The organism is Polynucleobacter sp. JS-Safj-400b-B2, assembly GCF_018881975.1.
GTDB lineage: Bacteria > Pseudomonadota > Gammaproteobacteria > Burkholderiales > Burkholderiaceae > Polynucleobacter.
This window is the reverse complement of record NZ_JACVPJ010000016.1, coordinates 1-25,269: the sequence shown is the minus strand read 5'-3', so window position 1 is coordinate 25,269 and position 25,269 is coordinate 1. Positions and strand designations below refer to the sequence as shown.

Annotated in this window: 28 protein-coding genes; 26 read left to right on the top strand and 2 right to left on the bottom strand. The window is 46.1% G+C overall.

Annotated elements, in window-relative coordinates:
• Window positions 1-9: 9 nt before the first annotated feature.
• Window positions 10-999 (bottom strand): malate dehydrogenase, encoded by a 990-nt coding sequence (locus ICN48_RS12265; RefSeq protein WP_216153970.1) that lies wholly within the window; start codon window positions 997-999, stop codon window positions 10-12.
• A 167-nt stretch (window positions 1,000-1,166) separates the two neighbouring features.
• Between ICN48_RS12265 and ICN48_RS12260 the strand changes: the two genes are divergently transcribed.
• The 25 genes from ICN48_RS12260 (at window position 1,167) to ICN48_RS12140 (ending at window position 24,473) form a co-directional block, all read left to right on the top strand.
• Window positions 1,167-1,895 (top strand): GntR family transcriptional regulator, encoded by a 729-nt coding sequence (locus ICN48_RS12260; RefSeq protein WP_370624228.1) that lies wholly within the window; start codon window positions 1,167-1,169, stop codon window positions 1,893-1,895.
• A gap of 144 nt (window positions 1,896-2,039) precedes the next feature.
• Window positions 2,040-2,459 (top strand): succinate dehydrogenase, cytochrome b556 subunit, encoded by a 420-nt coding sequence (sdhC, locus tag ICN48_RS12255; protein ID WP_216153968.1) that lies wholly within the window; start codon window positions 2,040-2,042, stop codon window positions 2,457-2,459.
• A gap of 24 nt (window positions 2,460-2,483) precedes the next feature.
• Window positions 2,484-2,849 (top strand): succinate dehydrogenase, hydrophobic membrane anchor protein, encoded by a 366-nt coding sequence (gene sdhD, locus ICN48_RS12250; protein WP_072582237.1) that lies wholly within the window; start codon window positions 2,484-2,486, stop codon window positions 2,847-2,849.
• 4 nt (window positions 2,850-2,853) lie between these two features.
• Window positions 2,854-4,632 (top strand): succinate dehydrogenase flavoprotein subunit, encoded by a 1,779-nt coding sequence (gene sdhA / locus ICN48_RS12245; protein ID WP_216153967.1) that lies wholly within the window; start codon window positions 2,854-2,856, stop codon window positions 4,630-4,632.
• A 17-nt stretch (window positions 4,633-4,649) separates the two neighbouring features.
• The gene (locus ICN48_RS12240) at window positions 4,650-5,354 is read left to right on the top strand and encodes a succinate dehydrogenase iron-sulfur subunit (RefSeq protein ID WP_216153966.1); all 705 of its coding nucleotides are present in this window, start codon (window positions 4,650-4,652) and stop codon (window positions 5,352-5,354) included.
• Window positions 5,351-5,620 (top strand): succinate dehydrogenase assembly factor 2, encoded by a 270-nt coding sequence (locus ICN48_RS12235; RefSeq protein ID WP_216153965.1) that lies wholly within the window; start codon window positions 5,351-5,353, stop codon window positions 5,618-5,620. Before ICN48_RS12240 ends, ICN48_RS12235 begins: the two co-directional genes overlap by 4 nt.
• Before the next feature lie 78 nt (window positions 5,621-5,698).
• Window positions 5,699-7,012 carry a citrate synthase gene (gltA, locus tag ICN48_RS12230; RefSeq protein WP_216153964.1) on the top strand — a complete coding sequence of 438 codons (1,314 nt, stop codon included), beginning with the start codon at window positions 5,699-5,701 and terminating at the stop codon, window positions 7,010-7,012.
• 17 nt (window positions 7,013-7,029) lie between these two features.
• On the top strand, window positions 7,030-8,439 hold the full coding sequence (gene leuC / locus ICN48_RS12225) for a 3-isopropylmalate dehydratase large subunit (protein ID WP_216153963.1): 1,410 nt from the start codon (window positions 7,030-7,032) through the stop codon (window positions 8,437-8,439).
• Between the two features lie 12 nt (window positions 8,440-8,451).
• Window positions 8,452-8,658 (top strand): hypothetical protein, encoded by a 207-nt coding sequence (locus ICN48_RS12220; RefSeq protein ID WP_216153962.1) that lies wholly within the window; start codon window positions 8,452-8,454, stop codon window positions 8,656-8,658.
• Window positions 8,659-8,690: 32 nt separating this feature from the next.
• Window positions 8,691-9,338, top strand: coding sequence for a 3-isopropylmalate dehydratase small subunit (gene leuD / locus ICN48_RS12215; protein WP_216153961.1), 648 nt, complete (start codon window positions 8,691-8,693; stop codon window positions 9,336-9,338).
• Window positions 9,339-9,361: 23 nt separating this feature from the next.
• Entirely contained in the window at window positions 9,362-10,432 is a 1,071-nt protein-coding gene (gene leuB, locus ICN48_RS12210; protein WP_216153960.1) for a 3-isopropylmalate dehydrogenase, read from the top strand.
• Between the two features lie 88 nt (window positions 10,433-10,520).
• Window positions 10,521-11,678 (top strand): aspartate-semialdehyde dehydrogenase, encoded by a 1,158-nt coding sequence (gene asd, locus ICN48_RS12205; RefSeq protein WP_216153959.1) that lies wholly within the window; start codon window positions 10,521-10,523, stop codon window positions 11,676-11,678.
• Window positions 11,679-11,688: 10 nt separating this feature from the next.
• Complete coding sequence (locus ICN48_RS12200; RefSeq protein WP_216153958.1) at window positions 11,689-13,074, top strand: FimV/HubP family polar landmark protein; 1,386 nt, start codon at window positions 11,689-11,691, stop codon at window positions 13,072-13,074.
• Between the two features lie 3 nt (window positions 13,075-13,077).
• The gene (gene truA / locus ICN48_RS12195; protein WP_216153957.1) at window positions 13,078-13,965 is read left to right on the top strand and encodes a tRNA pseudouridine(38-40) synthase TruA; all 888 of its coding nucleotides are present in this window, start codon (window positions 13,078-13,080) and stop codon (window positions 13,963-13,965) included.
• A 26-nt stretch (window positions 13,966-13,991) separates the two neighbouring features.
• A complete protein-coding gene (locus ICN48_RS12190; protein WP_216153956.1) occupies window positions 13,992-14,669 on the top strand; it encodes a phosphoribosylanthranilate isomerase in 678 nt (225 codons plus the stop codon).
• Between the two features lie 30 nt (window positions 14,670-14,699).
• The gene (gene trpB, locus ICN48_RS12185; RefSeq protein WP_216153955.1) at window positions 14,700-15,893 is read left to right on the top strand and encodes a tryptophan synthase subunit beta; all 1,194 of its coding nucleotides are present in this window, start codon (window positions 14,700-14,702) and stop codon (window positions 15,891-15,893) included.
• A gap of 9 nt (window positions 15,894-15,902) precedes the next feature.
• Window positions 15,903-16,700, top strand: coding sequence for a tryptophan synthase subunit alpha (trpA, locus tag ICN48_RS12180; RefSeq protein WP_216153954.1), 798 nt, complete (start codon window positions 15,903-15,905; stop codon window positions 16,698-16,700).
• Window positions 16,701-16,706: 6 nt separating this feature from the next.
• A complete protein-coding gene (gene accD / locus ICN48_RS12175; RefSeq protein WP_216153953.1) occupies window positions 16,707-17,594 on the top strand; it encodes an acetyl-CoA carboxylase, carboxyltransferase subunit beta in 888 nt (295 codons plus the stop codon).
• A 4-nt stretch (window positions 17,595-17,598) separates the two neighbouring features.
• On the top strand, window positions 17,599-18,924 hold the full coding sequence (gene folC, locus ICN48_RS12170) for a bifunctional tetrahydrofolate synthase/dihydrofolate synthase (protein ID WP_216153952.1): 1,326 nt from the start codon (window positions 17,599-17,601) through the stop codon (window positions 18,922-18,924).
• Window positions 18,925-18,927: 3 nt separating this feature from the next.
• Window positions 18,928-19,728: an SPOR domain-containing protein gene (locus ICN48_RS12165; RefSeq protein ID WP_216153951.1), complete on the top strand. Its 801-nt coding sequence runs from the start codon at window positions 18,928-18,930 to the stop codon at window positions 19,726-19,728.
• On the top strand, window positions 19,728-20,294 hold the full coding sequence (locus ICN48_RS12160) for a CvpA family protein (protein WP_216153950.1): 567 nt from the start codon (window positions 19,728-19,730) through the stop codon (window positions 20,292-20,294). The genes ICN48_RS12165 and ICN48_RS12160 overlap by 1 nt, the downstream gene beginning before the upstream one ends.
• 4 nt (window positions 20,295-20,298) lie before the next feature.
• Window positions 20,299-21,837 carry an amidophosphoribosyltransferase gene (gene purF, locus ICN48_RS12155; protein WP_216153949.1) on the top strand — a complete coding sequence of 513 codons (1,539 nt, stop codon included), beginning with the start codon at window positions 20,299-20,301 and terminating at the stop codon, window positions 21,835-21,837.
• Window positions 21,838-21,897: 60 nt separating this feature from the next.
• Window positions 21,898-23,106 carry an O-succinylhomoserine sulfhydrylase gene (locus ICN48_RS12150; protein ID WP_216153948.1) on the top strand — a complete coding sequence of 403 codons (1,209 nt, stop codon included), beginning with the start codon at window positions 21,898-21,900 and terminating at the stop codon, window positions 23,104-23,106.
• Complete coding sequence (locus ICN48_RS12145; RefSeq protein ID WP_370624225.1) at window positions 23,090-23,746, top strand: class I SAM-dependent methyltransferase; 657 nt, start codon at window positions 23,090-23,092, stop codon at window positions 23,744-23,746. The genes ICN48_RS12150 and ICN48_RS12145 overlap by 17 nt, the downstream gene beginning before the upstream one ends.
• A 10-nt stretch (window positions 23,747-23,756) precedes the next feature.
• Window positions 23,757-24,473 (top strand): Crp/Fnr family transcriptional regulator, encoded by a 717-nt coding sequence (locus ICN48_RS12140; protein ID WP_215363309.1) that lies wholly within the window; start codon window positions 23,757-23,759, stop codon window positions 24,471-24,473.
• Window positions 24,474-24,531: 58 nt separating this feature from the next.
• On the opposite strand, the gene ICN48_RS12135 is transcribed toward ICN48_RS12140, so the two are convergent.
• Window positions 24,532-24,840 carry a high-potential iron-sulfur protein gene (locus ICN48_RS12135; protein ID WP_216153947.1) on the bottom strand — a complete coding sequence of 103 codons (309 nt, stop codon included), beginning with the start codon at window positions 24,838-24,840 and terminating at the stop codon, window positions 24,532-24,534.
• Between the two features lie 200 nt (window positions 24,841-25,040).
• On the opposite strand from ICN48_RS12135, the gene ICN48_RS13965 reads away from it, so the two are divergent.
• Complete coding sequence (locus tag ICN48_RS13965; RefSeq protein WP_255539565.1) at window positions 25,041-25,166, top strand: hypothetical protein; 126 nt, start codon at window positions 25,041-25,043, stop codon at window positions 25,164-25,166.
• Window positions 25,167-25,269 lie beyond the last annotated feature (103 nt).

The following is a 25,269-nucleotide window of genomic DNA, read 5'->3' as shown; positions in this document are numbered from 1 at the left end:
AATTTTTCCTTATGAGAGCAAGTGCTTAACGCCAGCCTGCTCTTCGAGTAATTCATTCAATGTGTGTGTCATGCGCTCACGGGAGAATTCATCGATCTCTAAACCTTCGATCATTTTGTACTCGCCGTTTTCACATACTACAGGGAAGCCATAAATGACTTCAGCAGGAATGCCGTATTCGCCCTTAGACGGAATACCCATAGTTACCCACTTACCATTTGTACCGAGAACCCAATCATGAATATGATCAATGGCTGCATTTGCTGCAGAGGCTGCAGAAGAAAGGCCGCGAGCTTCGATGATGGCTGCGCCACGCTTACCAACGGTAGGAATGAAAACATCTTTATTCCATGCTGCATCGTTAATGGAATCTTTTACTGATTTGCCATCGATGGTTGCAAAGCGATAGTCTGGGTACATTGTTGGGCTATGGTTACCCCAAACAACTAATTTTTCAATATCGGCAACTGGCTTGTTCAACTTGCTAGCTAATTGTGAGAGGGCGCGGTTGTGATCGAGTCGCAACATTGCAGTGAAGTTTTTCGCTGGAATATCTGGAGCAGATTTCATAGCGATGTAAGCGTTGGTGTTTGCTGGGTTGCCAACAACTAATACTTTTACAGTCTTCTTAGCAACTGCATTTAATGCTTTACCTTGGGCTGTAAAAATTTGTGCATTAGCGGAGAGTAAATCTTTGCGCTCCATGCCAGGGCCACGTGGACGTGCGCCAACTAAAAGGGCAACGTCGATATCTTTAAAGGCAGTCATTGGGTCAGAGTGGGCTGTCATACCTGCTAGCAATGGGAATGCACAGTCTTCCAACTCCATCATTACGCCGGTTAGCGCTTTCTGAGCTTTTTCATCAGGAATCTCAAGCAATTGCAGGATGACGGGCTGATCTTTGCCCAAAAGGTCGCCATTGGCGATACGGAATAAAAGGGAATATCCGATTTGACCGGCTGCACCGGTTACGGCGACACGCATTGGGGCTTTTGCCATTACTGAGAACTCCAAATGAAGGTTATGTAGGTTAAATAAAGAAAACTTTTCTATTATCCATTCAAGTGTAGGAACTTTCGCTTTACACTGTCAATGATGTCTTATATAAGACTAGAATTACCTTGAATTTTATCCAATTGACGCGGTTTGGAGTTAATTTGCCTAATGTGACTTTGCCCATTGCCTCATTTAGCCCTCTGTACGAGCAGATTAAAGCGATGATTTTGGCTAGTTTGCAAGCCTCGGAGTGGTTGCCAGGGGCGGCTATTCCCAGCGAAATGGAGCTTGCAGCCCGTTATGCTGTGAGCCAGGGCACCGTTCGCAAGGCCATTGATGAGCTTGCCGCTCAAAATCTCTTAGTTCGAAGGCAGGGTAAGGGTACCTTTGTAGCCACCCACCAAGAGGACGAATGGCAATATCGTTTTTTGCGTTTAGCCCCTGATTCTGGTGAAAAGTTCCACCTCACCAATCAATTTTTATCCTGCGAAAAGACTAAAGCACCAGCCTATGTGGCCAATTTGCTTAAATTAAAGGCAGGTGACCCCATTATTCATATTGACCGCGTTCAAAGTTTTGCAGGCAAACCCATTGTTTTTGAAGAGATTTTTCTCCCTGGCATTCGATTTAAGGGCTTGGATCTTGAGGCTCTCAACACTTGGCATGGTCCGATGTATGCCTTTTATGAGGGGCATCACGCCACACACATGGTGAGAGCTGAAGAAAAAATTAAGGCTGTTGCTGCTGATCCAGCGTTGGCTAAACATCTGCATCTGAAGGAGGGGGCACCGCTCCTTTCGGTAGAGCGTGTGGCATTTACCTACGGGAATAAACCAGTAGAAATTCGGCATGCAAGGTACGACACTTTAGAGCAGCATTACGAGAACAAATTGAACTAAGTTATTGAAGGGCTAAATCAGTAAAAACCAGTAATTCACCCCTTTAAACGCTAAAAAATCCCCACCACCCCTAAGGTTTCCAATAGAATATGTTGCGATACAACAAAACCACAATGAACCTCCACCTAAAGATAAAGATTACCCATGGTTGATTCACAGCAAAACGTAAAAAAAGATAGACCGGTCTACCGAAATATTGGTCTTGCCCAATTGATTAAATACCGCCTTCCTTGGGCAGGTAAGGTATCAATTCTCCATCGTATTAGCGGAGCAGTATTATTTTTAATGCTGCCTTTCTTGCTTTATCTTTTAGATCAAAGCTTGGCCTCAGAGGTCAGCTATCAAACGTTCCAAGCTATTACTGGCCATGTACTGGTGAAAATTATTTGCCTTGGATTGATTTGGTGTTTCTTGCATCATTTCTGCGCTGGCATTCGCTATCTCCTTTTGGACTTAGAGATCGGCGTTGAAAAAGTGGATGCAAATCGCTCAGCGATCTTTGTATTTTTCTTGGGCCTGGCTTTGACAGCGGTTGTTGGTCTCAAGCTCTTCGGCGTGTACTAAGCGCACATTATTTAAGGAAATTTCATGCCTATTTATCAAATTGGACCAAAGCGCTTAGTTGTTGGCGCCCACTACGGCCTTAAAGAATGGATCATCCAACGCGTTACTGCGATCGTGATGGTGGTTTTCACAATCGTTTTGTTAGTTGATTACTGCATAACTGGTAGCGCTACTTATGAAGGCTGGTCTGCTTTATTTAGCAACCAATTCATGAAATTATTGACGCTCTTGGCATTCATCAGCTTGTTCTATCACGCTTGGATCGGTATCCGTGACATCTGGATGGATTACATCAAGCCCGTCAGCATTCGTTTAACCCTGCAAGTGTTAACCGTTCTGTATCTCGTAGCCTGTGCGGCCTATGCCGTACAAATTTTGTGGAAAGTGTAATTCGATGACTGCAATTAAAAAATCATTGCCACGCCGCCGTTTTGATGCTGTGATTATTGGAGCAGGTGGTTCTGGTATGCGCGCATCATTGCAGTTGGCTGAAGCCGGCTTGAATGTTGCCGTACTAACTAAGGTATTTCCAACACGTTCACATACTGTTGCTGCACAAGGTGGTATCGGTGCTTCATTAGGCAATATGAGTGAAGACAATTGGCACTATCACTTCTACGACACCATCAAAGGATCTGACTGGTTAGGTGACCAAGACGTGATCGAGTTCATGTGTCGCGAAGCTCCTAAAGTTGTTTACGAGTTAGAGCACTTTGGTATGCCGTTTGACCGTAATCCAGATGGCACGATTTATCAGCGTCCATTCGGTGGCCACACAGCAAACTACGGCGAGAAGCCAGTGCAACGTGCTTGTGCAGCTGCTGACCGTACTGGCCATGCAATGTTGCACACTTTGTATCAGCGCAACGTGCGCGCAAAGACGAATTTTTTTGTTGAGTGGTTGGCGCTAGATTTGATTCGTGATGATGCTGGCGATGTAGTTGGTGTGACAGCACTCGAAATGGAAACTGGACAGGTTTATATCCTTGAAGCCAAGATTGTGATGTTGGCAACAGGTGGCGCAGGCCGTATTTGGGATGCATCCACAAACGCGTTTATTAATACTGGCGACGGTATGGGCTTAGCTGCTCGTGCAGGCATCCCATTAGAAGATATGGAATTCTGGCAATTTCACCCAACTGGCGTTGCTGGTGCGGGCGTGTTGCTGACCGAGGGTTGCCGCGGTGAGGGTGCTATTTTGCGCAATAAAGATGGCGAGCGTTTTATGGAACGCTACGCGCCAACCTACAAGGATTTAGCACCTAGAGATTTCATTTCACGCTGTATGGACCAAGAAATCAAAGAAGGGCGCGGTTGCGGTCCTAACGGTGACTATGTTGTGCTCGATTTGACACACATTGGCGCTGAGACAATCATGAAGCGTTTGCCATCTGTTTATGAAATCGGCATTAACTTTGCAAACGTTGATGTAACCAAAGAACCCATTCCAGTAGTACCAACTATTCATTATCAGATGGGTGGTATTCCAACGAACATCAATGGTCAAGTGGTTGTTCCAGCGAATGGTATTCACAATGAAATCGTCAATGGCTTATATGCGATTGGCGAGTGTTCATGTGTTTCTGTTCACGGCGCTAACCGCTTGGGTACTAACTCATTGCTCGACCTCTTGGTATTTGGCCGTGCAGCTGGTAACCACATTGTTGGCCTTGATCTTAAGAATCGTGAATTCAAGCCGTTACCTGCGAATGCTGGTGAGCAAACATTGGAGCGTATTGCGAAGTTGGATAACTCAACTTCAGGCGAGTACGCGCAAGACGTTGCAAACGATATTCGCAAGTGCATGCAGAAATATGCTGGTGTGTTCCGTAATCAAGAGCTGATGGACGAAGGTGTGCGTCAAATGGCTAAATTGACTGAGCGCGCCAATAACTTGTGGCTTAAAGATAAATCCGAGATTTTCAATACAGCACGTATTGAGGCTTTGGAAGTAGCTAACTTGGTTGAGACTGCAAATGCAACCATGATTTCTGCAGCTGCTCGTAAAGAGAGTCGTGGTGCGCATTCGCATGATGACCATCAAGAGCGTGACGATGAGAATTGGATGAAGCATACCCTTTGGTATAGCGAGGGAAATAAGCTGTCTTACAAGCCAGTTGTGTTGAAGCCTTTAACTGTTGAGTCCTTCCCACCTAAAGAACGTACTTTCTAAGCGAAGAGAAATAGAAAATGAGTGATATCCGTATATTCGAAATTTACCGCTACGATCCAGATGTCGATGCTGCTCCACGCATGGAACGCTATGAGTTAGAGCTCACTGGTGAGCGTATGTTGTTGGATGCTTTGATTTCTTTGAAGAAGCAAGACGAATCGATTTCTTATCGTCGTTCATGCCGTGAAGGTGTGTGCGGTTCAGATGCAATGAACATTAACGGTAAAAATGGTTTGGCTTGTTTGACCAATATGTTGACTTTGCCTAAGGTCATCACATTGCGCCCATTGCCGGGCTTGCCAGTAGTACGCGACTTGATCGTCGACATGACTTTGTTCTTCAAGCAATACTTGTCTATCAAACCTTATTTGGTTAACGACAATCCAGCTCCTGAAAAAGAGCGTCTTCAGAGCCCTGAAGAGCGTGAAGAGTTGAATGGTTTATATGAGTGCATCTTGTGCGCATCATGCTCAACTTCATGCCCGTCATTCTGGTGGAATCCAGACAAGTTCGTTGGCCCAGCTGGCTTATTGCAGGCCTATCGCTTTATTGCTGATAGCCGTGATGAGGATACCAATCAGCGTTTGGATAATTTGGAAGACCCATACCGTTTGTTCCGCTGCCACACCATCATGAATTGCGTAGACGTATGTCCTAAGCACTTGAATCCAACCAAGGCAATTGGCAAGATCAAGGAGTTGATGGTTCGCAGGGCGGTATGACCCTCGGTAATGCAGAGTTATATCGTCTCAAGAGTGATGCTCGCAGGGGCTTACTAGAGAACGATTTAATTCTGCAGCGCTTCTTTGAGCGTTATGGCACTCAGTTAAGCGTAGAGGATGGAAGAGTTTTGAGCCAGTTATTGGCCTTAGATGACAACGACTTAATGGACTTGTTAATTGGTCGTAAAGACTCAGTAGCAAGCTTGGAGAAAGAGATGCAAACAGACTCTTTCAAAATGATTTTACAAAGGCTGAGAGAGAAGTAATTCAGCAATTGCAGTGGCTGTAAAGAAGTATGAGCGAATAGTGTATTAATCATAATTTTGAATGACTAAGGATTAGAAATGATTGAATCGGACATCAAGGCAAAACTCTCGTTTTCGGATGGCACACCAGATATTGATCTGCCAATTTACAAAGGGACAGTTGGTCCTGACGTAATCGATATTCGCAAGCTTTATGGTCAGACTGGTAAGTTCACTTACGATTCAGGCTTCTTATCTACAGCTTCATGCAATAGCAAAATTACTTACATCGATGGCGATAAGGGTGAATTACTCTATCGCGGCTACCCAATTGAAGATTTAGCAAATAACTGTGACTTCTTGGAAGTTTGCTATCTCCTGATTCATGGCGAATTACCAAATGCCACTGAGAAAAAAGACTTTGAAGAAATGGTCATGCACCACACCATGGTTCACGAGCAAATGCAATTCTTCTTGCGTGGCTTCCGCCGTGATGCGCATCCTATGTCGGTATTGACTGGTTTGGTCGGCGCAATGGCTGCCTTCTACCATGATTCAATTGATTACAGCCAGCCTAAAGCCCGCGAAATTGCACAAATTCGTTTAATTGCGAAGATGCCAACTTTGGTTGCGATGGCATATAAATATTCAGTAGGTCAACCATTTATCTATCCTGATAACTCTTTGTCATATACCGCTAACTTTATGCGCATGATGTTTGCAACTCCATGTGAAGAGTACAAAGTAAACCCAGTATTGGTTCGTGCTTTGGATCGCATCTTCACATTGCATGCAGACCATGAGCAAAATGCTTCTACTTCTACAGTGCGCCTGTGCGGCTCATCAGGCACCAATCCATTTGCTGCTATCTCGGCTGGTATTGCTTGCCTTTGGGGCCCAGCTCACGGTGGTGCAAACGAAGCCTGCTTGCAGATGTTGAATGAGATCCAGGCTAACGGCGGCGTAGATAAGATTCATGAATTCATCGCGCAAGTAAAAGACAAAAACTCAAGCGTTCGCTTGATGGGCTTTGGTCACCGTGTTTACAAAAACTTTGACCCACGTGCAAAGTTGATGCGTGAAACTTGCTACGAAGTATTGAATGAACTTGGCCTCCAGGATGACCCATTGTTCAAGCTTGCAATGACTCTTGAAAAGATCGCTTTGGAAGACGAATACTTTGTCAGTCGTAAGCTCTATCCAAACGTAGACTTCTACTCTGGAATTGTTCAGCGCGCTCTTGGCATTCCAACAGAAATGTTCACCTGTATTTTTGCATTAGCAAGAACAGTAGGTTGGATTGCTCAGTGGGAAGAAATGATTACCGACCCTGAGTACAAGATTGGTCGCCCACGTCAGTTGTACGTTGGTGAAACAACTCGCAAGGTTCCGAACATCTCAGTTCGTAAATAAGGTAATTAAGGTCTCTCATGTCTCGTACGCTTTATGACAAATTGTGGGATGACCACGTTGTTTACTCTGAAGAAGATGGCACAGCCACGATTTATATTGATCGTCAGTTGCTACATGAGGTAACTAGTCCTCAAGCATTTGAAGGGTTGAATTTGGCTGGCCGTCCAGTTTGGCGCATATCCGCCAATTTAGCGGTTTCTGATCACAACGTGCCAACAACTGATCGTTCTGAAGGTATTGCTGATCCAATTTCTAAGTTGCAAGTCGATACCTTAGATCAAAACTGCGATGCCTTTGGTATTACCCAATACAAAATGAACGATACTCGCCAAGGGATTGTTCATATTATCGGACCAGAGCAGGGCGCAACCTTGCCAGGTATGACAGTGGTTTGCGGTGATTCCCATACTAGTACACATGGCGCCTTTGGTGCTTTGGCATTTGGTATCGGCACATCTGAGGTTGAGCACGTATTGGCAACCCAAACATTGCTTATGAAAAAGAGCAAGAACATGTTGGTGCGTGTAGATGGTCGTTTGCAACCCGGCTCCACAGCTAAAGATATCGTACTTGCTGTCATTGGCAAGATTGGCACGGCAGGTGGCACTGGTTACACCATTGAGTTTGCTGGTGAAGCGATTCGCAATCTGTCAATGGAAGGTCGCATGACAGTTTGCAATATGGCGATTGAGGCTGGCGCACGCGCTGGTTTGGTTGCTGTAGATGAAACTACGATTGAATATATTCAAGGTCGTCCATATGCACCTAAGGGTCCCGCGATGTTGCAAGCTTTGCAATATTGGAGAACCTTACATTCAGATGCTGATGCTAAGTTCGATGCCGTAGTGGAGTTGCGTGCAGAAGAAATTGCTCCGCAAGTGACCTGGGGCACTTCGCCTGAAATGGTGCTTGCTATTAGCGAGCGTGTTCCTGATCCAGAAAAAGAACGTGATCCAAATAAGCGCTCAGCAATGGAGCGTGCGTTGGAGTACATGAATCTCGTTCCAAATACACCGTTGAGCAGTATTGCAATTGATAAAGTATTTATCGGCTCTTGTACCAATAGCCGCATTGAAGATATGCGTGCTGCTGCTAAGGTGGTTGATCGTTTAGGTAAGAAAGTTGCCGCTAATGTGAAGTTAGCTTTAGTGGTACCTGGCTCTGGTTTGGTAAAAGCCCAAGCAGAACGTGAAGGTTTAGATCGCATTTTCAAGGCCGCTGGTTTTGAATGGCGTGAGCCTGGTTGTTCTATGTGTTTAGCCATGAATGCTGATCGTCTTGAGCCTGGTGAACGCTGCGCCTCAACCTCTAATCGTAATTTCGAAGGTCGTCAAGGCAATGGTGGTCGTACCCATTTAGTTAGTCCTGCTATGGCAGCTGCCGCTGCAATTGAAGGCCACTTTGTTGATGTTCGTAAGATTTCATAAGGAAACAAATTCATGAAATTTTCTTCACTCTCTTTAATTTCCAGGCTAGCAATTGTTGGCGCCATCGGAATGATTGTTTCTGCTTGTAGCAGCACCATGGAAGGTATTGGTAAGGACTTGCAGAACATGGGAACGTCAATGGGCGGTTCCAGCAACACACAACAAAATAATCAATCCCAAACCAAGGGTAAGGATGTAGTCGTTACCCCTGTGAAGTAAACAATAAGAGTCAATAGAGTAAAAGTCGAATCATGGAAAAATTTACGGTATACAAAGGTTTAGTTGCTCCGCTTAATCGCGAGAACGTAGATACCGATGCCATTATTCCGAAGCAGTTTCTGAAATCCATCAAGAAGACCGGTTTTGGTCAGAATCTCTTTGATGAGTGGCGCTATTTAGATCATGGTGAACCTGGACAGGACTGCAGCACGCGTCCTATTAATCCAGACTTTGTTCTCAATCAATCACGCTATAAAGGCGCAGGGATTTTGTTGGCACGCAAAAACTTTGGCTGTGGCAGTTCTCGTGAGCATGCCCCTTGGGCCTTGGACCAATTTGGTTTCAGAGCAGTAATTGCACCTAGTTTTGCAGACATCTTCTACAACAACTGCTTCAAAAACGGCGTTTTGCCGATTGTTTTGACTGAAATGCAGGTTGACCATCTTTTTAATGAAACTCAAGCTTTTAATGGTTATCAATTAACCATCGATCTAGCAGCACAGCAGGTTATTGCCCCTGATGGCACTGCTTCTAGCTTCGAAGTGGCCCCATTTAGAAAGTATTGCCTGCTCAACGGCCTAGACGATATTGGCTTAACTCTGCAACATGCAGATAAAATCAAGGCTTATGAAGCTGAGCGCATTCTCAAAATGCCTTGGCTTGCTACACAATTGCCGTAATTTCGTTGATTTAAAGGCCTTTCATGAAAATTGCAGTTCTACCGGGCGATGGTATCGGCCCGGAAATCGTTGCTCAAGCCGTTCGAGTGCTCCAAGCGCTTGGCCCAAATTTTGATTTAGAAGAAGCTCCCGTAGGCGGAGCAGCTTATGACGTCGCTGGACATCCTTTGCCACCAGCTACTTTAGAGCTCGCTAAAAAAGCCGATGCTATTTTGTTTGGTGCAGTAGGTGACTGGAAATATGACACGCTCGCACGTGAACTGCGTCCTGAGCAAGCGATCTTGGGTTTACGTAAACACCTCGAGTTGTTTGCCAACTTTAGACCTGCCATTTGCTATCCAGAACTCACTGCTGCATCTAGCCTTAAGCCAGAAATTATTGGTGGCTTGGATATTTTGATTGTGCGTGAGCTCAATGGTGATATTTATTTTGGCCAGCCACGCGGAATTCGTACTTCTGAGTTGCCGCTGTTCAAAGGTGCACGTGAAGGTTTTGACACTATGCATTACAGTGAGCCTGAAGTAGAGCGCATTGGTCGCGTTGCTTTTGAGGCTGCACGTAAGCGCGGCAAAAAAGTCTGTAGCGTTGATAAGGCAAACGTTTTAGAGACTTCACAGCTCTGGCGTGAGGTGATGATTCGCGTATCAAAAGAATATCCAGATGTTGAGTTAACTCATATGTATGTGGATAACGCAGCAATGCAATTGGTTAAAGCACCAAAGGCTTTTGATGTTGTGGTAACTGGCAATCTCTTTGGCGACATCTTGTCTGATGAGGCTGCTATGTTGACTGGTTCCATTGGTATGTTGCCATCCGCATCCCTGGATAAGAATAACAAGGGTTTGTATGAGCCAAGTCATGGTTCTGCACCTGATATTGCTGGCAAGGGAATTGCTAACCCATTGGCAACGATTTTGTCTGCTGCAATGATGCTGCGTTATTCCTTGGGCATGCCCGCAGAGGCTGACAGAATTGAAAAGGCAGTGCAGAAGGTGCTTGCGCAAGGATTACGTACTGCTGACATTTATACCGAAGGCACGAAAAAAGTATCAACGGTTGAAATGGGCGATGCAGTAGTTGCAGCACTTGGGTAACAAATTTAAAAGAATCAAAGAAATTAAACAGAAGCAAAGAGAAGTAAGCAGAAACAAAATAATCACATTTACTAGATAGTTAAAGATCATGGCAAATTCAAAGACACCTTTGGTTGGTTTAGTTGGCTGGCGAGGTATGGTTGGCAGCGTTCTCATGGAGAGAATGTTGGCAGAAAAAGACTTCGACTTTATCGAGTCGATATTCTTTAGCACCAGTCAAGCGGGTGGAGAAGTGCCGCTCCTGAATGGTCAAAAGGTAACCAAGAGTGAAAGCACTTTGCAGGATGCCAATGATATTAATGCGCTCTCACGCTGCGACATTATTCTTACTTGCCAAGGTGGCGATTACACGAATGACATTTTCCTTAAGCTGCGTGCAGCGGGGTGGAATGGTCATTGGATTGATGCGGCTAGTGCATTGCGCATGAAAGATGACGCCGTATTGATTCTTGATCCAGTCAATCGCCCTGTGATTGACAAGGCTTTGGCTGCAGGTGGCAAGAACTGGATTGGTAGTAATTGCACTGTAAGCTTGATGATGATGGCTATGGGTGGCCTGGTAAAGGCTGACATGGTTGAGTGGATCAGCGCGATGACTTATCAGGCGGCTTCAGGTGCTGGTGCTCAGAATATGCGCGAGTTGCTCCTACAAATGGGTGCATTGCGTGACAGCGTAGCAACTGAGTTAGCCGATCCTTCATCATGGATTTTGGATATTGATCGCAAAGTGACTGAGACATTGCGCTCTTCTGACTTTCCGAAAAAGAATTTCCGCAATACAGCGCTAGCAGGCAGCTTGATTCCTTGGATTGATGTGCCGGTTGAGAATGGTCAAACTAAAGAAGAGTGGAAGGGCGGAGCTGAGTTCAATAAGATTCTGGGTCGTCCGGCATTTCGTACTCCTGGCAGCATTCCGGTAGATGGTTTGTGCGTGCGAGTTGGTGCGATGCGCTGCCATTCACAAGGCTTAACTGTCAAGTTGAAAAAAGATATTCCACTAAAAGAGATCGAGGCGATTTTGGCCGCAGATAATCAGTGGGTAAAAGTAGTTCCCAATGATCGTGAAACTACTGAGCGTGACTTATCTCCCGCTGCGGTAAGCGGCACATTGACCGTGCCAATTGGCCGCTTGCATAAGATGGCGATGGGTCCTGAGTACTTGGGCGCATTTACAGTTGGCGACCAGTTGTTATGGGGCGCTGCTGAGCCATTGCGCCGCATGTTGCGTATTTTGCTTGAGAAGTAATTCAACTTTTATGTCTCGCATTAGCCAGCTAAGCTTATTAAAGCTCCTGAGCGTTGTTTTGCTTGGCTGGTCAACTATCGCTGGAGCGATTACTTTAGGCGCTCCTCAGCTGCAGTCCCGTCCCGGAGAGCCTCTACGCGTAGAGATCCCAATTCGAGTTCGGGCAGATGAGCGGGGTGCTTTATCAACCCTGAATGTGACAATGCCTAATAAGGCATCTTATGACCGCTTGGGCATTTCACAAAAGATTCTTGAGCTCAATCCGCAGGCAATGGTGTATCGCAATCGTCAAGAACAACTGATGGTTTTGGTAGAGACGGTTAATTCTGTGCCGATGACCGATGATCCATTCTTGGATGTATTAGTTAATCTCAATTGGTCTAGCGGTAGCCTTACCAAGACATTCACATTGTTGCTCGGGGATGTGCAGAAGATCACTGTAAAGCCGGGGCAGTCCTTATCTGAAATAGCCGCCATCATGGCGCCTCAATTGGATGGTGCCACCTTAGATCAAACCATGATGGCCTTGTATAAGGCCAACCCCGATGCCTTTGCTAGCGGTAGCATCAATCGCTTGGCCTCCGGAGCTGAGTTGTCCAAACCCAGTCAGGCGCTGCTGCGCTCTATTAGTCCGGCAGAGGCAAATCAGTTCGTTGCAGATGCTAACGAACAGTGGCGAGTAGAACATGGCGAAAAAGAAGTAGGCACTGCTAATGGAAAATCAGGTAATGCTAAAACAGGGGAGGTTGCTCCCAAGGATCGACTCAAGATTGGTTCAAGCGCTGATGGCAGCGATCAAGAGAGTCGCTACACTGAGGAGTTGGTTGCTCAAGAGAAGATGTTAGAGCAGACTAAAGCTCGCGTTGCTGAGCTGGAAAAGAATATTGCTGATCTGCAAAAGCTGCTAGATAAATCTAAAGAGAAAAAAGCGGTAGACAATAATTTTGGTCTAGGTGGCTTTGGGCCAGCGATCCTTGCTCTTACCTTAATTGCTCTGACTGGCTTATTGCTCTGGGGCTTAGCCCGTAATTCGCGTCGCTCTGAAGCGCCAAGCTTTCATGCCGATACACATCATGTTGCTAAAAATGAGAAGCCTGCAGCCAGCTCTCATTTTGAAATGCCGGCTCGTACAAAGGCATTGTTTGATGGCATAGATCTTGATCTTTCAAAGCCCGCAAAAGAGGTTCTCGAAACAATAACTGCTCCAGTGTCAAATCCACTTGCAGATACCTTGCGAGTGAAGTTGAATCTAGCGCGTGCTTACATCACGATTGAAGATTTCTCTGCAGCTAAAAAGTCTTTGGATGAAGTGCTACGTATCAGTAATTCTGTCGATCCATCAATCACCATTGAAGCGCAGGGCTTGTTGGCAGAGATCTCGCATCGCAATACCTAGATCATGCGTATAGCCCTTGGTCTTCAGTACGACGGCAGTCCCTATTCCGGCTGGCAAACCCAAGTAAATCACAACACAGTACAAGATGAATTGGAAAGGGCGATTACGGCCTTTGTTGGTGAGCAGGCTTGTGCGGACCATCCCATTCATACAATTACCGCAGGAAGAACTGACACTGGTGTTCATGCCTTAGGGCAGGTTGTGCACTTTGATACCAATGTTGAGCGTGAAGACTTTTCATGGGTAAGGGGGGTGAACTCATTCTTGCCGCCATCGATTGTTATTAACTGGGCAAAGCCTGTTTCCGATCAGTTCAGTGCGCGCTTTTCTGCTTATGAGCGTGAATATATTTACGCCTTACAAGCGGGGCCTTGTCGTTCGCCGATGTCGCACTCACGCGCAGGTTACTTGCTGGTGCCGCCAAATCAATGGCTTGAAGTAGAGGCTATGAAAAAATCAGCTGAGTGTTTAATCGGTGAGCATGATTTCAGCTCATTCAGATCATCTGAGTGCCAGAGCAAAACTCCCGTAAAAACGATTTACTCCATTGAGATCATTTCTGAGCAACCATGGCTGTATTTTCGGATTCGGGGAAATGCTTTTTTGCATCACATGATCCGCAATGTGGTCGGCTGTTTTTTGCAAATTGGTCAGGGCAGACAAAAGCCGGAGTGGATGGCCGAAGTCTTGGCTGCTAAGAATAGGCAAATCGCCGCTCCTACTTTTATGGCCGATGGCCTGTATTTAGCCAAAATTACCTACCCAGACGAATTTGCCATCCCCCAACCTTGGCTGGAAAACTCCTGGCTGCCAGCCCAGGTCATCGGGAAACAAAAGCAAGAAGAAAACCTAGAAGAAAAACAAGAACAGCAGAAAGAGCAAAAGAAATAATAGGCCCCAGGCCTTATCATTCATTTATGGGCTTATTGACATACTCTTCTGGTCGAACCAGGGTCAAAATCTGCGGTTTAAAGACCGCGGCGGATGTGGATTCTGCTGTTTCTGCAGGGGTGGATGCTGTTGGCTTTGTCTTTTACCCGCCAAGCGTGCGCGCTGTAAGCCCCAATATGGCTGCTCAGCTTATTTCTAGGCTGCCAGCAGGGGTAGATGCCGTTGGACTGGTCGTAAACGCTACAGATGCGGAATTTGCCGCTATTCGAGCTGCTGCTTCAATCACCTTGTGGCAATTTCACGGGGATGAAACCCCGGAGCGCTGCGCAGAGCTTGCCGCAGGGGAGCCTTGGATGAAAGCCGCTCGTGTAGGCGCTGGCTTCGCTTTTGATGATTTTTCCCTACAATATGGGGATGCAAACGCTTTTCTGCTGGATGCCCTCGTTGAGGGATATGGTGGCGGGGGCGTTCCTTTTGATTGGCAAGGGATTCCACAGACATGGGTAAGCGAAAACGCGCCTCGGGTCGTTTTGAGTGGTGGATTGAACACGCACAACGTGGGCGAGGCGATCGCACGTCTGCATCCTTGCGCAGTTGATGTCAGTAGTGGCGTAGAAAGAAGCAGGGGTGTTAAAGACCCTGCGCTCATGACTGAGTTTGTAAAAGCAGTGCGCGCAGCAGATGCCAAAGCATCATCCCAATAATTTGCTGTAGATAAATCAAAAGAGGTAGCTATGTACGACAAGCCAGATGCACGAGGACACTTCGGTCCATACGGTGGCGTGTTTGTTTCTGAGACATTGATGTTTGCGTTAGATGAGCTCAAAGAAGCATATGCAAAATATCAATTCGATCCAGAATTTATTGAAGAGTTTCATTACGAGCTAAAACACTTTGTAGGCAGACCTTCGCCGGTGTATCACGCTAAGCGTTGGAGCGAAATGCTAGGTGGTGCGCAGATTTACCTCAAGCGTGAAGATTTAAATCACACTGGCGCACACAAAATTAACAACGTCATTGGTCAAGCAATGTTGGCCAAACGCATGGGCAAGCCACGCATCATTGCTGAAACGGGTGCTGGTCAGCATGGAGTTGCTACAGCAACCATCTGTGCCCGTTTTGGCTTGGATTGCACGGTATATCAAGGTTCTGTTGACGTAGCTCGTCAAGCGCAAAACGTGTTTCGTATGAAGCTGCTAGGCGCCAAAGTATTTCCAGTGGAATCTGGCACCAAGACTTTGAAGGATGCGCTTAATGAAGCGATGCGTGATTGGGTTACTAACGTAGATAACACTTTCTACATCATCGGGACTGTTGCTGGTCCTCATCCTTATCCAATGATGGTAAGGGATTTCCAAAGTGTGATTGGTGAAGAGTGCAAAGTACAGATGCCAGAGCTGACTGGTCGTCAACCAGACTATGTATTGGCTTGTGTGGGCGGTGGTTCAAATGCAATGGGTATTTTCTATCCGTATATTGATTTTCCGGAAGTGAAACTCGTTGGAGTTGAAGCTGCAGGTCATGGCCTAGGAAGTGGCTTGCATTCAGCGGCCTTGTGCGTTGGCACGCCTGGTGTGTTGCATGGCAACCGTACTTATTTATTACAAGACAAGAATGGCCAAATTTCTGAGACACATTCAGTTTCTGCGGGCATGGACTACCCAGGAGTTGGGCCTGAGCATGCTTGGCTGAAAGATTCTGGTCGCGCAGATTATGTGGCGATTACGGATGAAGAAGCGCTCCAAGCATTCCATGATTGCTGCCAGATTGAAGGCATCATTCCAGCCTTGGAGTCCTCTCATGCTATTGCCTATGCCTGCAAGCTGGCCAAGACTTTGCCAAAAGACAAGACGATCTTGGTAAACCTCTCGGGCCGTGGTGACAAGGATATGCATACCGTTGCACAGGCAACAGGATCAGAAGGTTAAGAATCAGATATGTCGAAAATTACTGCGCTCTTTAAGGAGCTAAAAGCAACAGGCAAAAAAGGATTGATTCCTTTTATTACTGCTGGTGATCCAGATCCTAAGCAAACCGTTGAATTGATGCATGCATTAGTGCGTGGTGGTTCAAGTGTGATCGAGTTAGGTGTGCCGTTTTCAGATCCGATGGCTGATGGTCCTGTGATTCAAAGATCATCGGAGCGCGCGTTGACTCAAGGTGTCACTCTGCGCAGTTGCTTAGAGATGGTAAAAGAGTTTCGCAAGAAAGATGCTGATACACCAGTGGTATTGATGGGATATGCAAACCCCGTTGAGCAAATGGGAGCAGAGCGTTTTGCAACTGAAGCAAAAGCTGCAGGTGTGGATGGTGTTCTCATAGTGGATTACCCACCAGAAGAGTGTGTAGATTTTGCTGCAAGCATGCGTGTTGCTGGAATTGATCCTATTTTCTTATTGGCGCCCACTTCATCACACGAGCGCATTAAAGAGGCAGCCAAAATAGCATCTGGTTATATCTATTACGTCTCTATGCGAGGTGTTACCGGTGCTTCTAACCTTAATACTCAGGATGTAGCCAGCATCATCCCGAAAATTCGTGAAGAGACCGATATTCCGATCGCTGTTGGCTTCGGCATTAGTGATGCGGCTAGCGCCAAGGCGGTATCCGTAAGTGCTGATGCCGTGGTGATTGGCAGCCGAATTATTCGTCTTTTAGAGGATGCGCCTGCTGAGCAGGCAGTACAATCATTGGAAACCTTCATTCGTGAGATTCGCGACGCATTGGATAGTTAAAAACTAATGAGCTGGATAGATAAATTACTCCCACCCCAAATTCAACACACTGATCCTGCAAATCGCAAGTCAGTACCTGAGGGATTGTGGGTCAAGTGCCCAAGTTGCGAGACTGTTCTCTATAGCACTGACATTGAAGCAAATTTATCAGTATGTCCAAAATGCAGTCATCACATGCGTATTGGAGCGCGTTTGCGCTTAGATAGTTTGTTGGACGAAAAAGGGCGCTATGAAATTGGTGCCGACATCTATCCAACCGATCCTCTCAAATTTAAAGATTCAAAAAAATATCCAGATCGTATTAAAGAGGCAAATGACGCTTCTGGTGAGTCCGAAGCCTTGATTGTGATGGGCGGCAAAATTGAAGCCATTCCTGTAGTAGCTGCTTGTTTTGAATTCCAATACATGGGCGGTTCTATGGGCTCTGTAGTGGGTGAGCGTTTTGCCCGCGGTGTTCAGGAAGCAATCAATAAGAAGTGCGCTTTCATTTGCGTCACAGCTACAGGCGGTGCACGTATGCAAGAAAGTTTGCTATCTCTTTTTCAGATGGCTAAGACCAACTCGATGTTGACTCTGTTGGCTAAAAAAGGATTGCCATACATTAGCGTTCTCACCGATCCAACAATGGGCGGCATTTCTGCTAGCTTCGCATTTATGGGTGATGTAGTGATGGCCGAGCCAAAAGCCTTAATTGGTTTTGCGGGTCCCCGCGTGATTGAGCAAACTGTGCGTGAGAAATTACCAGAAGGATTCCAGAGATCTGAGTTCCTGATGCAAAAAGGCGGAATTGACATGATTGTGGATCGTCGTCAGATTCGCGGTGAAATTGCCCACCTTCTTGCTTTATTACAAAAGCTTCCTGAGCCTGCAATAGCGGGTAGCGCAGTCGTTTAAGCGCTTGAGCTCAGCACACCAAGCCCCCTTATTGTTTTCCAGCCTAGAGGCTTGGCTTAGCCACCTCGAAACTGCTCATCCTGTCGGTATCGATATGGGGCTTGAGCGCATTAATCGAGTTAAGGCCGCGCTAGATTTACATTTTGACTGCCCAGTGATAACTGTTGCAGGTACAAACGGTAAAGGATCTACCTGCGCTTTTCTGGAAAGCATTCTTTTAGCATCGGGCTATCGCGTCGGTTGCCATACCTCTCCACATCTACTTACATTTAATGAGCGCGCTCGTGTCAATGGTCAGGATGTGAATGACGCCATCTTGCTTGAACATTTTGCTGCCGTAGAAAAAGCACGTGTGAGCTTGGTGGATGCGCCCACCTTGACGTATTTTGAGTTCACCACCTTAGCTATCATGCATTTATTTTCTAAATCAAATTTAGATGCGGTTGTATTAGAGGTTGGAATGGGCGGACGTCTTGATGCTGTCAACATCGTGGATGCAGACTGCGCCATTGTGACTAGTATCGATATTGATCATGCAGATTTCTTGGGCGATACACGCGAAGCAATTGGTTTAGAAAAGGCAGGCATTTTCCGTCCCGGACATATTGCTGTTTGCGGCGATCCTGTGCCACCAAAATCACTGATTGATCATGCTGAAAAACTTGGCTGTGATCTCTGGCTGCAAGGGCGTGATTACAACTTCCAGGGTGATAAGCAGCAATGGGGTTGGGCAGGGCGCAAAAAACGCTTTAGTGGGCTTGGATACCCAGCGTTGCGTGGCGCTAATCAGATTCTGAATGCGTCTGCAGTCATTGCTGCCTTAATGGCTTTGCACCAGCGTCTCCCAGTCAGCGCCCAAGATATTCGTAATGGCTTTGCTTTAGTAGAGTTGCCAGGCCGTTTCCAGGTCTTGCCCGGTCAACCTACTATTGTTCTGGATGTTGCCCACAATCCCCATGCCGCTGCTACTTTGGCTCAAGGGCTCGACAAGATGGGTTATCACCCCTATACCTATGCCATTTTTGGGGCTATGGCTGACAAGGATATTGAGGGGGTGATTAAACCCCTCTTAAACATCGTGGATTTCTGGTTTTGCACAGATTTACCGACTCCCAGGGCTGCCAGCGCCAAGGTCTTGGCCGAGAAGCTTGAAACTATGGGCGTAAAGCCTAAAAATGGGGCAGATGGGGGTATTGAATGCTTCCCAGAACCTGCTTTAGCGTATCAAAAAGCGCTATCTTTGGCGGGTGAGGGTGATAGAATCGTCATCTTCGGATCCTTCTTTACTGTTGCAGGTGTAATGACTTACCGAAACAACCAGGCCCACTGATCCATGATTCGTTTACCAAGCTTTTTTAAGCGAAAAACCCAGTCTGATGACCTTGAATTAGGTCCAAGGGGCAGCCGCACCGCAAAAAGAGCGGCCCCACGAAGTTTTCAGCGTGCAGCAGAAGCTGAAGAGCTTGCCCTCACCGAAGATCCTGAGCAACAAAGAGCGCGTCATCGCCTTATCGGCGCAGCTGTCTTAGTCTTGATAGCTGTTGTCGGCTTACCCCGTATTTTGGATAGCAAACCAAAGATGTCGCCTAACGACATTGCAGTCAACATTGTGACGAGCTTGCCAATTCCAGGGACTGAAATCAATCCGGAGGAAAAAACAAAAGCAGAGACCTCTGTTGAGCCTGCTAAAGAAACTCCTAAAGCTGCAGTTGCACCTAACCCAGAAACTAAGGCAGAGCCTAAGCCTGAAGTTAAGCCAACACCACCTGCTACAAATAAATCTGCAACATTGGGATTGGCGGCTGGTGAAGAAGTCGTTGCTGCAAGTGCCTCTAAACCAGAGCCTAAGCCAAAGTCGGATGACGTTACTAAACCTGCCACTTCGAATGGTTCAGGTAAATACGTTATTCAGATTGGCGCTTTTGCATCTGAGGCGAATGTAAAGGCACTGTCCGCAAAACTCAAAAATCAAAACATTCCTAGCTATACCTTGAATAAGACGGGCGCTGATGGTGGCAAGATATTCCTTGTGCGCGCAGGACCCTTTACCGATAAAGATGTCGCAGAAGCGGCCGAAAAGAAAATTAAGGCGATGGGTCTTACTCCAAGACTCGTCGAGTCTGGTAAGCAGTAATGGAATACTTGTCCACCCTCAAGTTAACATCGGTGGATTACTTCACCCTAGTTGTGCTCTTGGTGTCTGCATTGGTTGGTATATCGCGCGGCTTGTTTAAAGAATTGCTTGCATTGGCCTCTTGGTTTGCAGCTGCATGGGTTGCTTATCACTACAGCAATTACCTCTCAACCGAATGGTTGTCGACATTCCATTTAGATGAGTTACTTAGCCTAGGTTTGAGCTTCATCATTTTGTTTGTTTTAACCCTCATCATCTGCGGTTTGTTTGGTGGGGTAGTGCAAAAAATTATTTTGTCGGTTGGTCTTAGTTTGACTGACCGTTTCTTGGGTTTGATATTTGGCATGATTCGTGGCGGCTTGATTGTTGTAGTGTTGGCAACTTTGGCTGCACTTACGCCAATCCCACAAAGCATTGCTTGGAAAAATGCCATTACCAGACCAGCAATTGATATGGCAACCGGTTTAATTAAAGGTTGGTTGCCAAGCGATTGGGCAAAACAATTGGGTGATGCAATGCCTAAAGTTACCCCTACCATTACTCCTAAAATAACAATAGGAATCTAGAAATATGTGCGGCGTCGTCGGAACTGTTTCTCACTCACCAGTAAATCAACTTCTCTATGATGCTTTGTTGCTTCTGCAACATCGTGGTCAAGATGCAGCAGGCATTGCAACGATGAATGGTAATTCGTTCACGATGCATAAGGCCAATGGCTTAGTCAGAGACGTCTTCAGAACTCGCAATATGCGAAGCTTAGTTGGTAGCGCCGGCATTGGCCAAGTGCGTTACCCAACTGCAGGCTCGGCAAGCAGCGAAGAAGAGGCGCAACCTTTTTATGTAAGTGCACCTTACGGAATTATCTTGGCGCATAACGGTAACTTGACCAACGCACCAAGTCTGCGTGTGGAGATGGCCTACCGTGACCGCCGTCACATTAATACCAGCTCAGATACTGAAGTGTTGCTCAACGTTTTGGCTGATGAGCTTCAAAAAGAAACTAATAGCGCTGCTCTAGATGAGGGCGCGATGTTTAATGCCGTTACAGGAGTAACTAATCGCGTTAAAGGTTCTTATGCAGTAGTTTCTTTAATTGCGGGTTATGGCTTACTGGCCTTCCGTGATCAGTACGGCATCCGTCCTCTTTGTATTGGTCGTATTGATACGCCTCAAGGTCCTGAATGGATGATTGCTTCCGAGTCAGTAGCACTTGAAGGTCTAGGATTTACATTCGTGCGCGATGTGAACCCAGGTGAGGCAATCTATATTGACTTGGATGGTAATTTCTATTCTCGTCAATGTGTGCCTAATGCAGTATTAACGCCTTGTATTTTTGAATACGTTTACATGGCAAGACCAGATTCCACAATTGATGGCGTCACTGTCTACAACGTTCGTATGCGTATGGGCGATTACTTGGCCGAAAAGATCCGTAAGGAGACTGATGTCTCTGAGATCGATGTCGTGATGCCAATTCCAGACTCCAGCCGTCCAGCAGCGATGCAGGTAGCAAAGAACTTGGGCGTGGATTACCGTGAAGGCTTCTTTAAGAACCGTTATATCGGTCGTACTTTCATCATGCCGGGGCAGGCTGTTCGTAAAAAGTCTGTTCGTCAAAAACTCAATGCCATGCGCATTGAATTCAAAGATAAGACTGTATTAATTGTGGATGACTCAATTGTGCGTGGAACCACTTCTTTTGAGATCGTCCAGATGGCACGTGAATCTGGTGCGAAGAAAGTGATATTTGCTTCTGCTGCGCCGCCGGTGCGCTTTCCGAACGTCTACGGTATTGATATGCCAACCCGTAGCGAATTGGTTGCCTATGGTCGCACTGATGAAGAGATCAATAAGATGATCGGTGCCGATCAGCTGATCTATCAAAGCATTGAAGATATGAAGCAGGCAGTAAGGGATGTTAATCCGGACATTAAGAACTTTGAGGCTTCTTGCTTTGATGGCTTCTATGTCACCGGTGATATCACTGAGTCATATCTAGATGCCTTAGAGGCTGCCAGAAATACCTCGGCTGCTAAAGCAGATCGCCAAAAGGATTCAAGCGACTTTGCTCGTTCTCAACTCCACTTGCATTTGGCCACCGAAGACTAAAAATCGACAGGAATTTGCCTCACTCGGGGCAAATTCGTAATTCGGTGTCAAAATAGCAGCATGAAGAGCAAAACTACCCGCAAAAAACCGGATTTTTCTAAGCTAGCGCTTGAGACCTTGGCGGTCCGCGCCGGCACTCGTCGCACAGCTGAATATCAAGAACATTCAGAAGCGATGTTCCTGACTTCCAGCTTCTGCTTTGATAGTGCAGAGTTAGCTGCTGATGGTTTTGCGCATGCTGATCAAGGCTTTATTTATTCTCGCTTTACCAATCCCACAGTAAGCATGTTCCAAGATCGCTTGGCTGCTTTAGAGGGCGGTGAAGCTTGTATTGCAACTGCGTCTGGAATGTCTGCCATTCTCACAATGGCGATGGCGCATTTACAAGCAGGTGATCACGTGGTTTGTTCGCGCTCGGTATTTGGTGCAACGATTCAGTTGTTCACTAATATCTTGGGCCGCTTTGGCATCACAACCACTTATGCAGATTTGGCTGATACCAAGTCATGGCAGGCAGCTGTCCAGCCAAACACTAAACTTTTTTATCTAGAGACGCCTTCCAATCCTTTAACTGAGATTGCTGATATCAGGGCGATTTCAAAGATTGCTAAAAAAGCAGGCGCCTTATTCGCGGTGGATAACTGCTTCTGTACGCCTGCTTTGCAAAAACCATTGGCGCTTGGTGCTGATGTTGTGATTCATTCGGCCACTAAGTACTTAGATGGACAAGGCCGAGTAGTGGGTGGAGCAATTGTAGGCAGCAAAGATTTCATCATGGGCAAAGTATTCCCATATGTGCGTACCGCAGGTCCAACACTATCAGCGTTTAATGCCTGGGTATTCCTCAAAGGCCTCGAGACTTTAGAGCTTCGCATGAAGCAGCAGAGTCAGAATGCTCTCGCCTTGGCTCAATGGCTTGAAAAGCAATCTGGAGTAGAGCGCGTTTACCATCCTGGCCTGAAATCGCATCCTCAGCATGCGTTGGCAATGCGCCAGCAAAAAGAGGGTGGGGCGATTGTGTCTTTCACCTTGAAGGGTGGCAAGAAGGCGGCGTTCAAACTTATCAACCAAACTAAGCTTTGCTCGATTACTGCAAACTTGGGTGATACCCGCACGACTATTACTCACCCAGCTACAACAACGCATTGCCGTGTAACGCCTGAGGCTCGTAAAGCTGCAGGTATTTCGGATGGCTTGGTGCGTATTGCTGTTGGCCTTGAAAACATCAACGACTTAAAGAGTGATCTTGTTGGTGGACTCAAAAAATAATCAAGTTCATCAAGATAAGCCCATGGGTTTTTCTGATGCTACGCAATTTTGGAATGAACGTTTTGATAAAGCGGAGTTCATTTTTGGCAAAGAGCCCAATGAATATCTGGTTGAGAAGACAATACAATACCTAAAGCCGCAAGATAAAGTGCTGTGCATTGCTGATGGCGAAGGACGAAATGGTGTTTGGCTTGCCAGGCAGGGCATGCAAGTGGTTGGTTTTGATGCATCAGATATTGCGCTAGCTAAGGCAAAGCAGTTTGCTAAAGATAATCAAGTCGAGGTCGAGTATTCATTTTCTGATACTGATAGCTATGCTTGGCCTGAAAATACTTATGACGCAGTGATTGGTATCTTCATACAGTTCGCTGATCCAGCAATGCGCGCCAGAATATTCCAGCAAGCGTACAAGGCGATAAAGCCGGGCGGCCTCTTTATTCTGCAGGGCTATACCCCTAAGCAACTAGATTACAAAACCGGCGGCCCGTCATTAATAGAGCATCTCTACACAGAAGAGTTAATTAGAGATCTTGCCAAAGACTTTGAAATACTTGAGCTTGTAAGTTACGAGAAAGAGCTTTCTGAGGGCCCGCGCCACACTGGCATGTCTGCAATATTGGGATTGGTTGCTAAGAAGTGATGACTTTCCTATGAAGACTATTGAAATAAAAAGCGCATGGCAGGGTAATAGTGACTGTAATGCTTGTTCCATCCGGAGCTCCGCACTCTTTGCCGAATTAAATGAAGAAGATTTTTCCAAGATTCATTCGCCAATCGATGATCTACGATATGAAGCAAACACAGGGATTTACACACAGGGAGATTCTGCTGAGCATTTATTTACCTTGCGTGAAGGCTATATAAAGCTATTACATATCAATTCCGATGGCTCTACTAGAATAGTCCGATTAGTAATGCCGGGTGATTTATTCGGAATGGAGGCTTTGTTGGGTAAGAGTTATGCTCATTCAGCCACTGCTTTATCAAACATCCATTTATGCCGCATACCCAAAGCCATTATTTCTAGTTTGGGAGAAGAGTCGCCACGCTTGCATAGGCAGATTGTGAAGAAATGGGGTGAGGCACTGGCTCAATCAGAATCTTGGTTTTCTGAAATTAATACCGGAAGAATTGAAATTCGTTTGGCTAGATTTTTCTTGCGAATTGCTAAAGTTTCTGGCGATATGGCAGTTGCACCACTCTTTAAAAGAGAGGACATGGGCTTAATGATGGATGTGAAGTTTGAGACTATTAGCAGGGCGCTTGCGTCTATGGCTGAGCAAGGGCTAATTTCCAATATTAGTAGGCTGAGTATTCAGGTGCCAAGTATGAACCGTTTGAAAAAGTTTTCACAAGAAGGCTCTTGATTGCTGAATACAAATAAAAAAGACTGCCGAAGCAGTCTTTTTTATTTGAAGTACTTAATTACGCTTTCTTAGCGTAAGCAGAACACCAGCCTTTACCAGAAACTTGCTTACCAGCAAACAATGAGCAACCACCAGCAGCGGCGCCAACTTTACCTTGGAACAAGGCGCAGTTATCGCACTCTTGACCAGCGGCGTATTTAGCGTACTTAGCTTTATCTACTGTAGTTGCATTTGCTTTGTAACCTAATGCAGCAGCTTGTGGATCAGTTTCTGCAACCATTGCTTGAGCTTGAACTTTACCGTTCAATGCCAAAGTACAGGCACCAGCAGCAGACAAAATCATAAATTGGCGACGACTATTTTTCATAAATACTCCAGTGTTTGGATGAATAAAAAGCTTAAAAAACTAGCTATTAGCGATATTAAAGGGGATAACACCATCAACAATAGGGGTTTCTCAGTATTAAGTTTAGGCTAACTTGGGCTCACACTACGTAAATATGCATAAATGCGTATAGAAGCATTTAAAACGGTGTTCCAAGTAAAAAATAATACAAAGAGGGTTTTATGAAAAAGTTTCTTTCTCTTAGTCTGATGTTGTTTTCAGGCGTCGCAGCAGCGCAATCATTAGCGCCAGCAAGCCCTGAATTGCTGCAAATTATCGATAAGTCTGCGTATTTCAGACCAGCGTGACCACCCATTTCAGGCAAATGACCGGTCATTTCAGAGTGAGCGTGACCACCTGTTTCAGAATCAGCGTGACCGCTTTTGCACCTTCCTCTGAAATGCATTTTGC

Bases quoted from the DNA above. Each gene is read 5' to 3' on its own strand.
- ICN48_RS12265 (WP_216153970.1), bottom strand. From the start codon at position 999: ATGGCAAAAGCCCCAATGCGTGTCGCCGTAACCGGTGCAGCCGGTCAA.
- sdhC (WP_216153968.1), top strand. From the start codon at position 2,040: ATGGTTGATTCACAGCAAAACGTAAAAAAAGATAGACCGGTCTACCGA.
- sdhD (WP_072582237.1), top strand. From the start codon at position 2,484: ATGCCTATTTATCAAATTGGACCAAAGCGCTTAGTTGTTGGCGCCCAC.
- sdhA (WP_216153967.1), top strand. From the start codon at position 2,854: ATGACTGCAATTAAAAAATCATTGCCACGCCGCCGTTTTGATGCTGTG.
- ICN48_RS12240 (WP_216153966.1), top strand. From the start codon at position 4,650: ATGAGTGATATCCGTATATTCGAAATTTACCGCTACGATCCAGATGTC.
- ICN48_RS12235 (WP_216153965.1), top strand. From the start codon at position 5,351: ATGACCCTCGGTAATGCAGAGTTATATCGTCTCAAGAGTGATGCTCGC.
- gltA (WP_216153964.1), top strand. From the start codon at position 5,699: ATGATTGAATCGGACATCAAGGCAAAACTCTCGTTTTCGGATGGCACA.
- leuC (WP_216153963.1), top strand. From the start codon at position 7,030: ATGTCTCGTACGCTTTATGACAAATTGTGGGATGACCACGTTGTTTAC.
- ICN48_RS12220 (WP_216153962.1), top strand. From the start codon at position 8,452: ATGAAATTTTCTTCACTCTCTTTAATTTCCAGGCTAGCAATTGTTGGC.
- leuD (WP_216153961.1), top strand. From the start codon at position 8,691: ATGGAAAAATTTACGGTATACAAAGGTTTAGTTGCTCCGCTTAATCGC.
- leuB (WP_216153960.1), top strand. From the start codon at position 9,362: ATGAAAATTGCAGTTCTACCGGGCGATGGTATCGGCCCGGAAATCGTT.
- asd (WP_216153959.1), top strand. From the start codon at position 10,521: ATGGCAAATTCAAAGACACCTTTGGTTGGTTTAGTTGGCTGGCGAGGT.
- ICN48_RS12200 (WP_216153958.1), top strand. From the start codon at position 11,689: ATGTCTCGCATTAGCCAGCTAAGCTTATTAAAGCTCCTGAGCGTTGTT.
- truA (WP_216153957.1), top strand. From the start codon at position 13,078: ATGCGTATAGCCCTTGGTCTTCAGTACGACGGCAGTCCCTATTCCGGC.
- ICN48_RS12190 (WP_216153956.1), top strand. From the start codon at position 13,992: ATGGGCTTATTGACATACTCTTCTGGTCGAACCAGGGTCAAAATCTGC.
- trpB (WP_216153955.1), top strand. From the start codon at position 14,700: ATGTACGACAAGCCAGATGCACGAGGACACTTCGGTCCATACGGTGGC.
- trpA (WP_216153954.1), top strand. From the start codon at position 15,903: ATGTCGAAAATTACTGCGCTCTTTAAGGAGCTAAAAGCAACAGGCAAA.
- accD (WP_216153953.1), top strand. From the start codon at position 16,707: ATGAGCTGGATAGATAAATTACTCCCACCCCAAATTCAACACACTGAT.
- ICN48_RS12165 (WP_216153951.1), top strand. From the start codon at position 18,928: ATGATTCGTTTACCAAGCTTTTTTAAGCGAAAAACCCAGTCTGATGAC.
- ICN48_RS12160 (WP_216153950.1), top strand. From the start codon at position 19,728: ATGGAATACTTGTCCACCCTCAAGTTAACATCGGTGGATTACTTCACC.
- purF (WP_216153949.1), top strand. From the start codon at position 20,299: ATGTGCGGCGTCGTCGGAACTGTTTCTCACTCACCAGTAAATCAACTT.
- ICN48_RS12150 (WP_216153948.1), top strand. From the start codon at position 21,898: ATGAAGAGCAAAACTACCCGCAAAAAACCGGATTTTTCTAAGCTAGCG.
- ICN48_RS12140 (WP_215363309.1), top strand. From the start codon at position 23,757: ATGAAGACTATTGAAATAAAAAGCGCATGGCAGGGTAATAGTGACTGT.
- ICN48_RS12135 (WP_216153947.1), bottom strand. From the start codon at position 24,840: ATGAAAAATAGTCGTCGCCAATTTATGATTTTGTCTGCTGCTGGTGCC.
- ICN48_RS13965 (WP_255539565.1), top strand. From the start codon at position 25,041: ATGAAAAAGTTTCTTTCTCTTAGTCTGATGTTGTTTTCAGGCGTCGCA.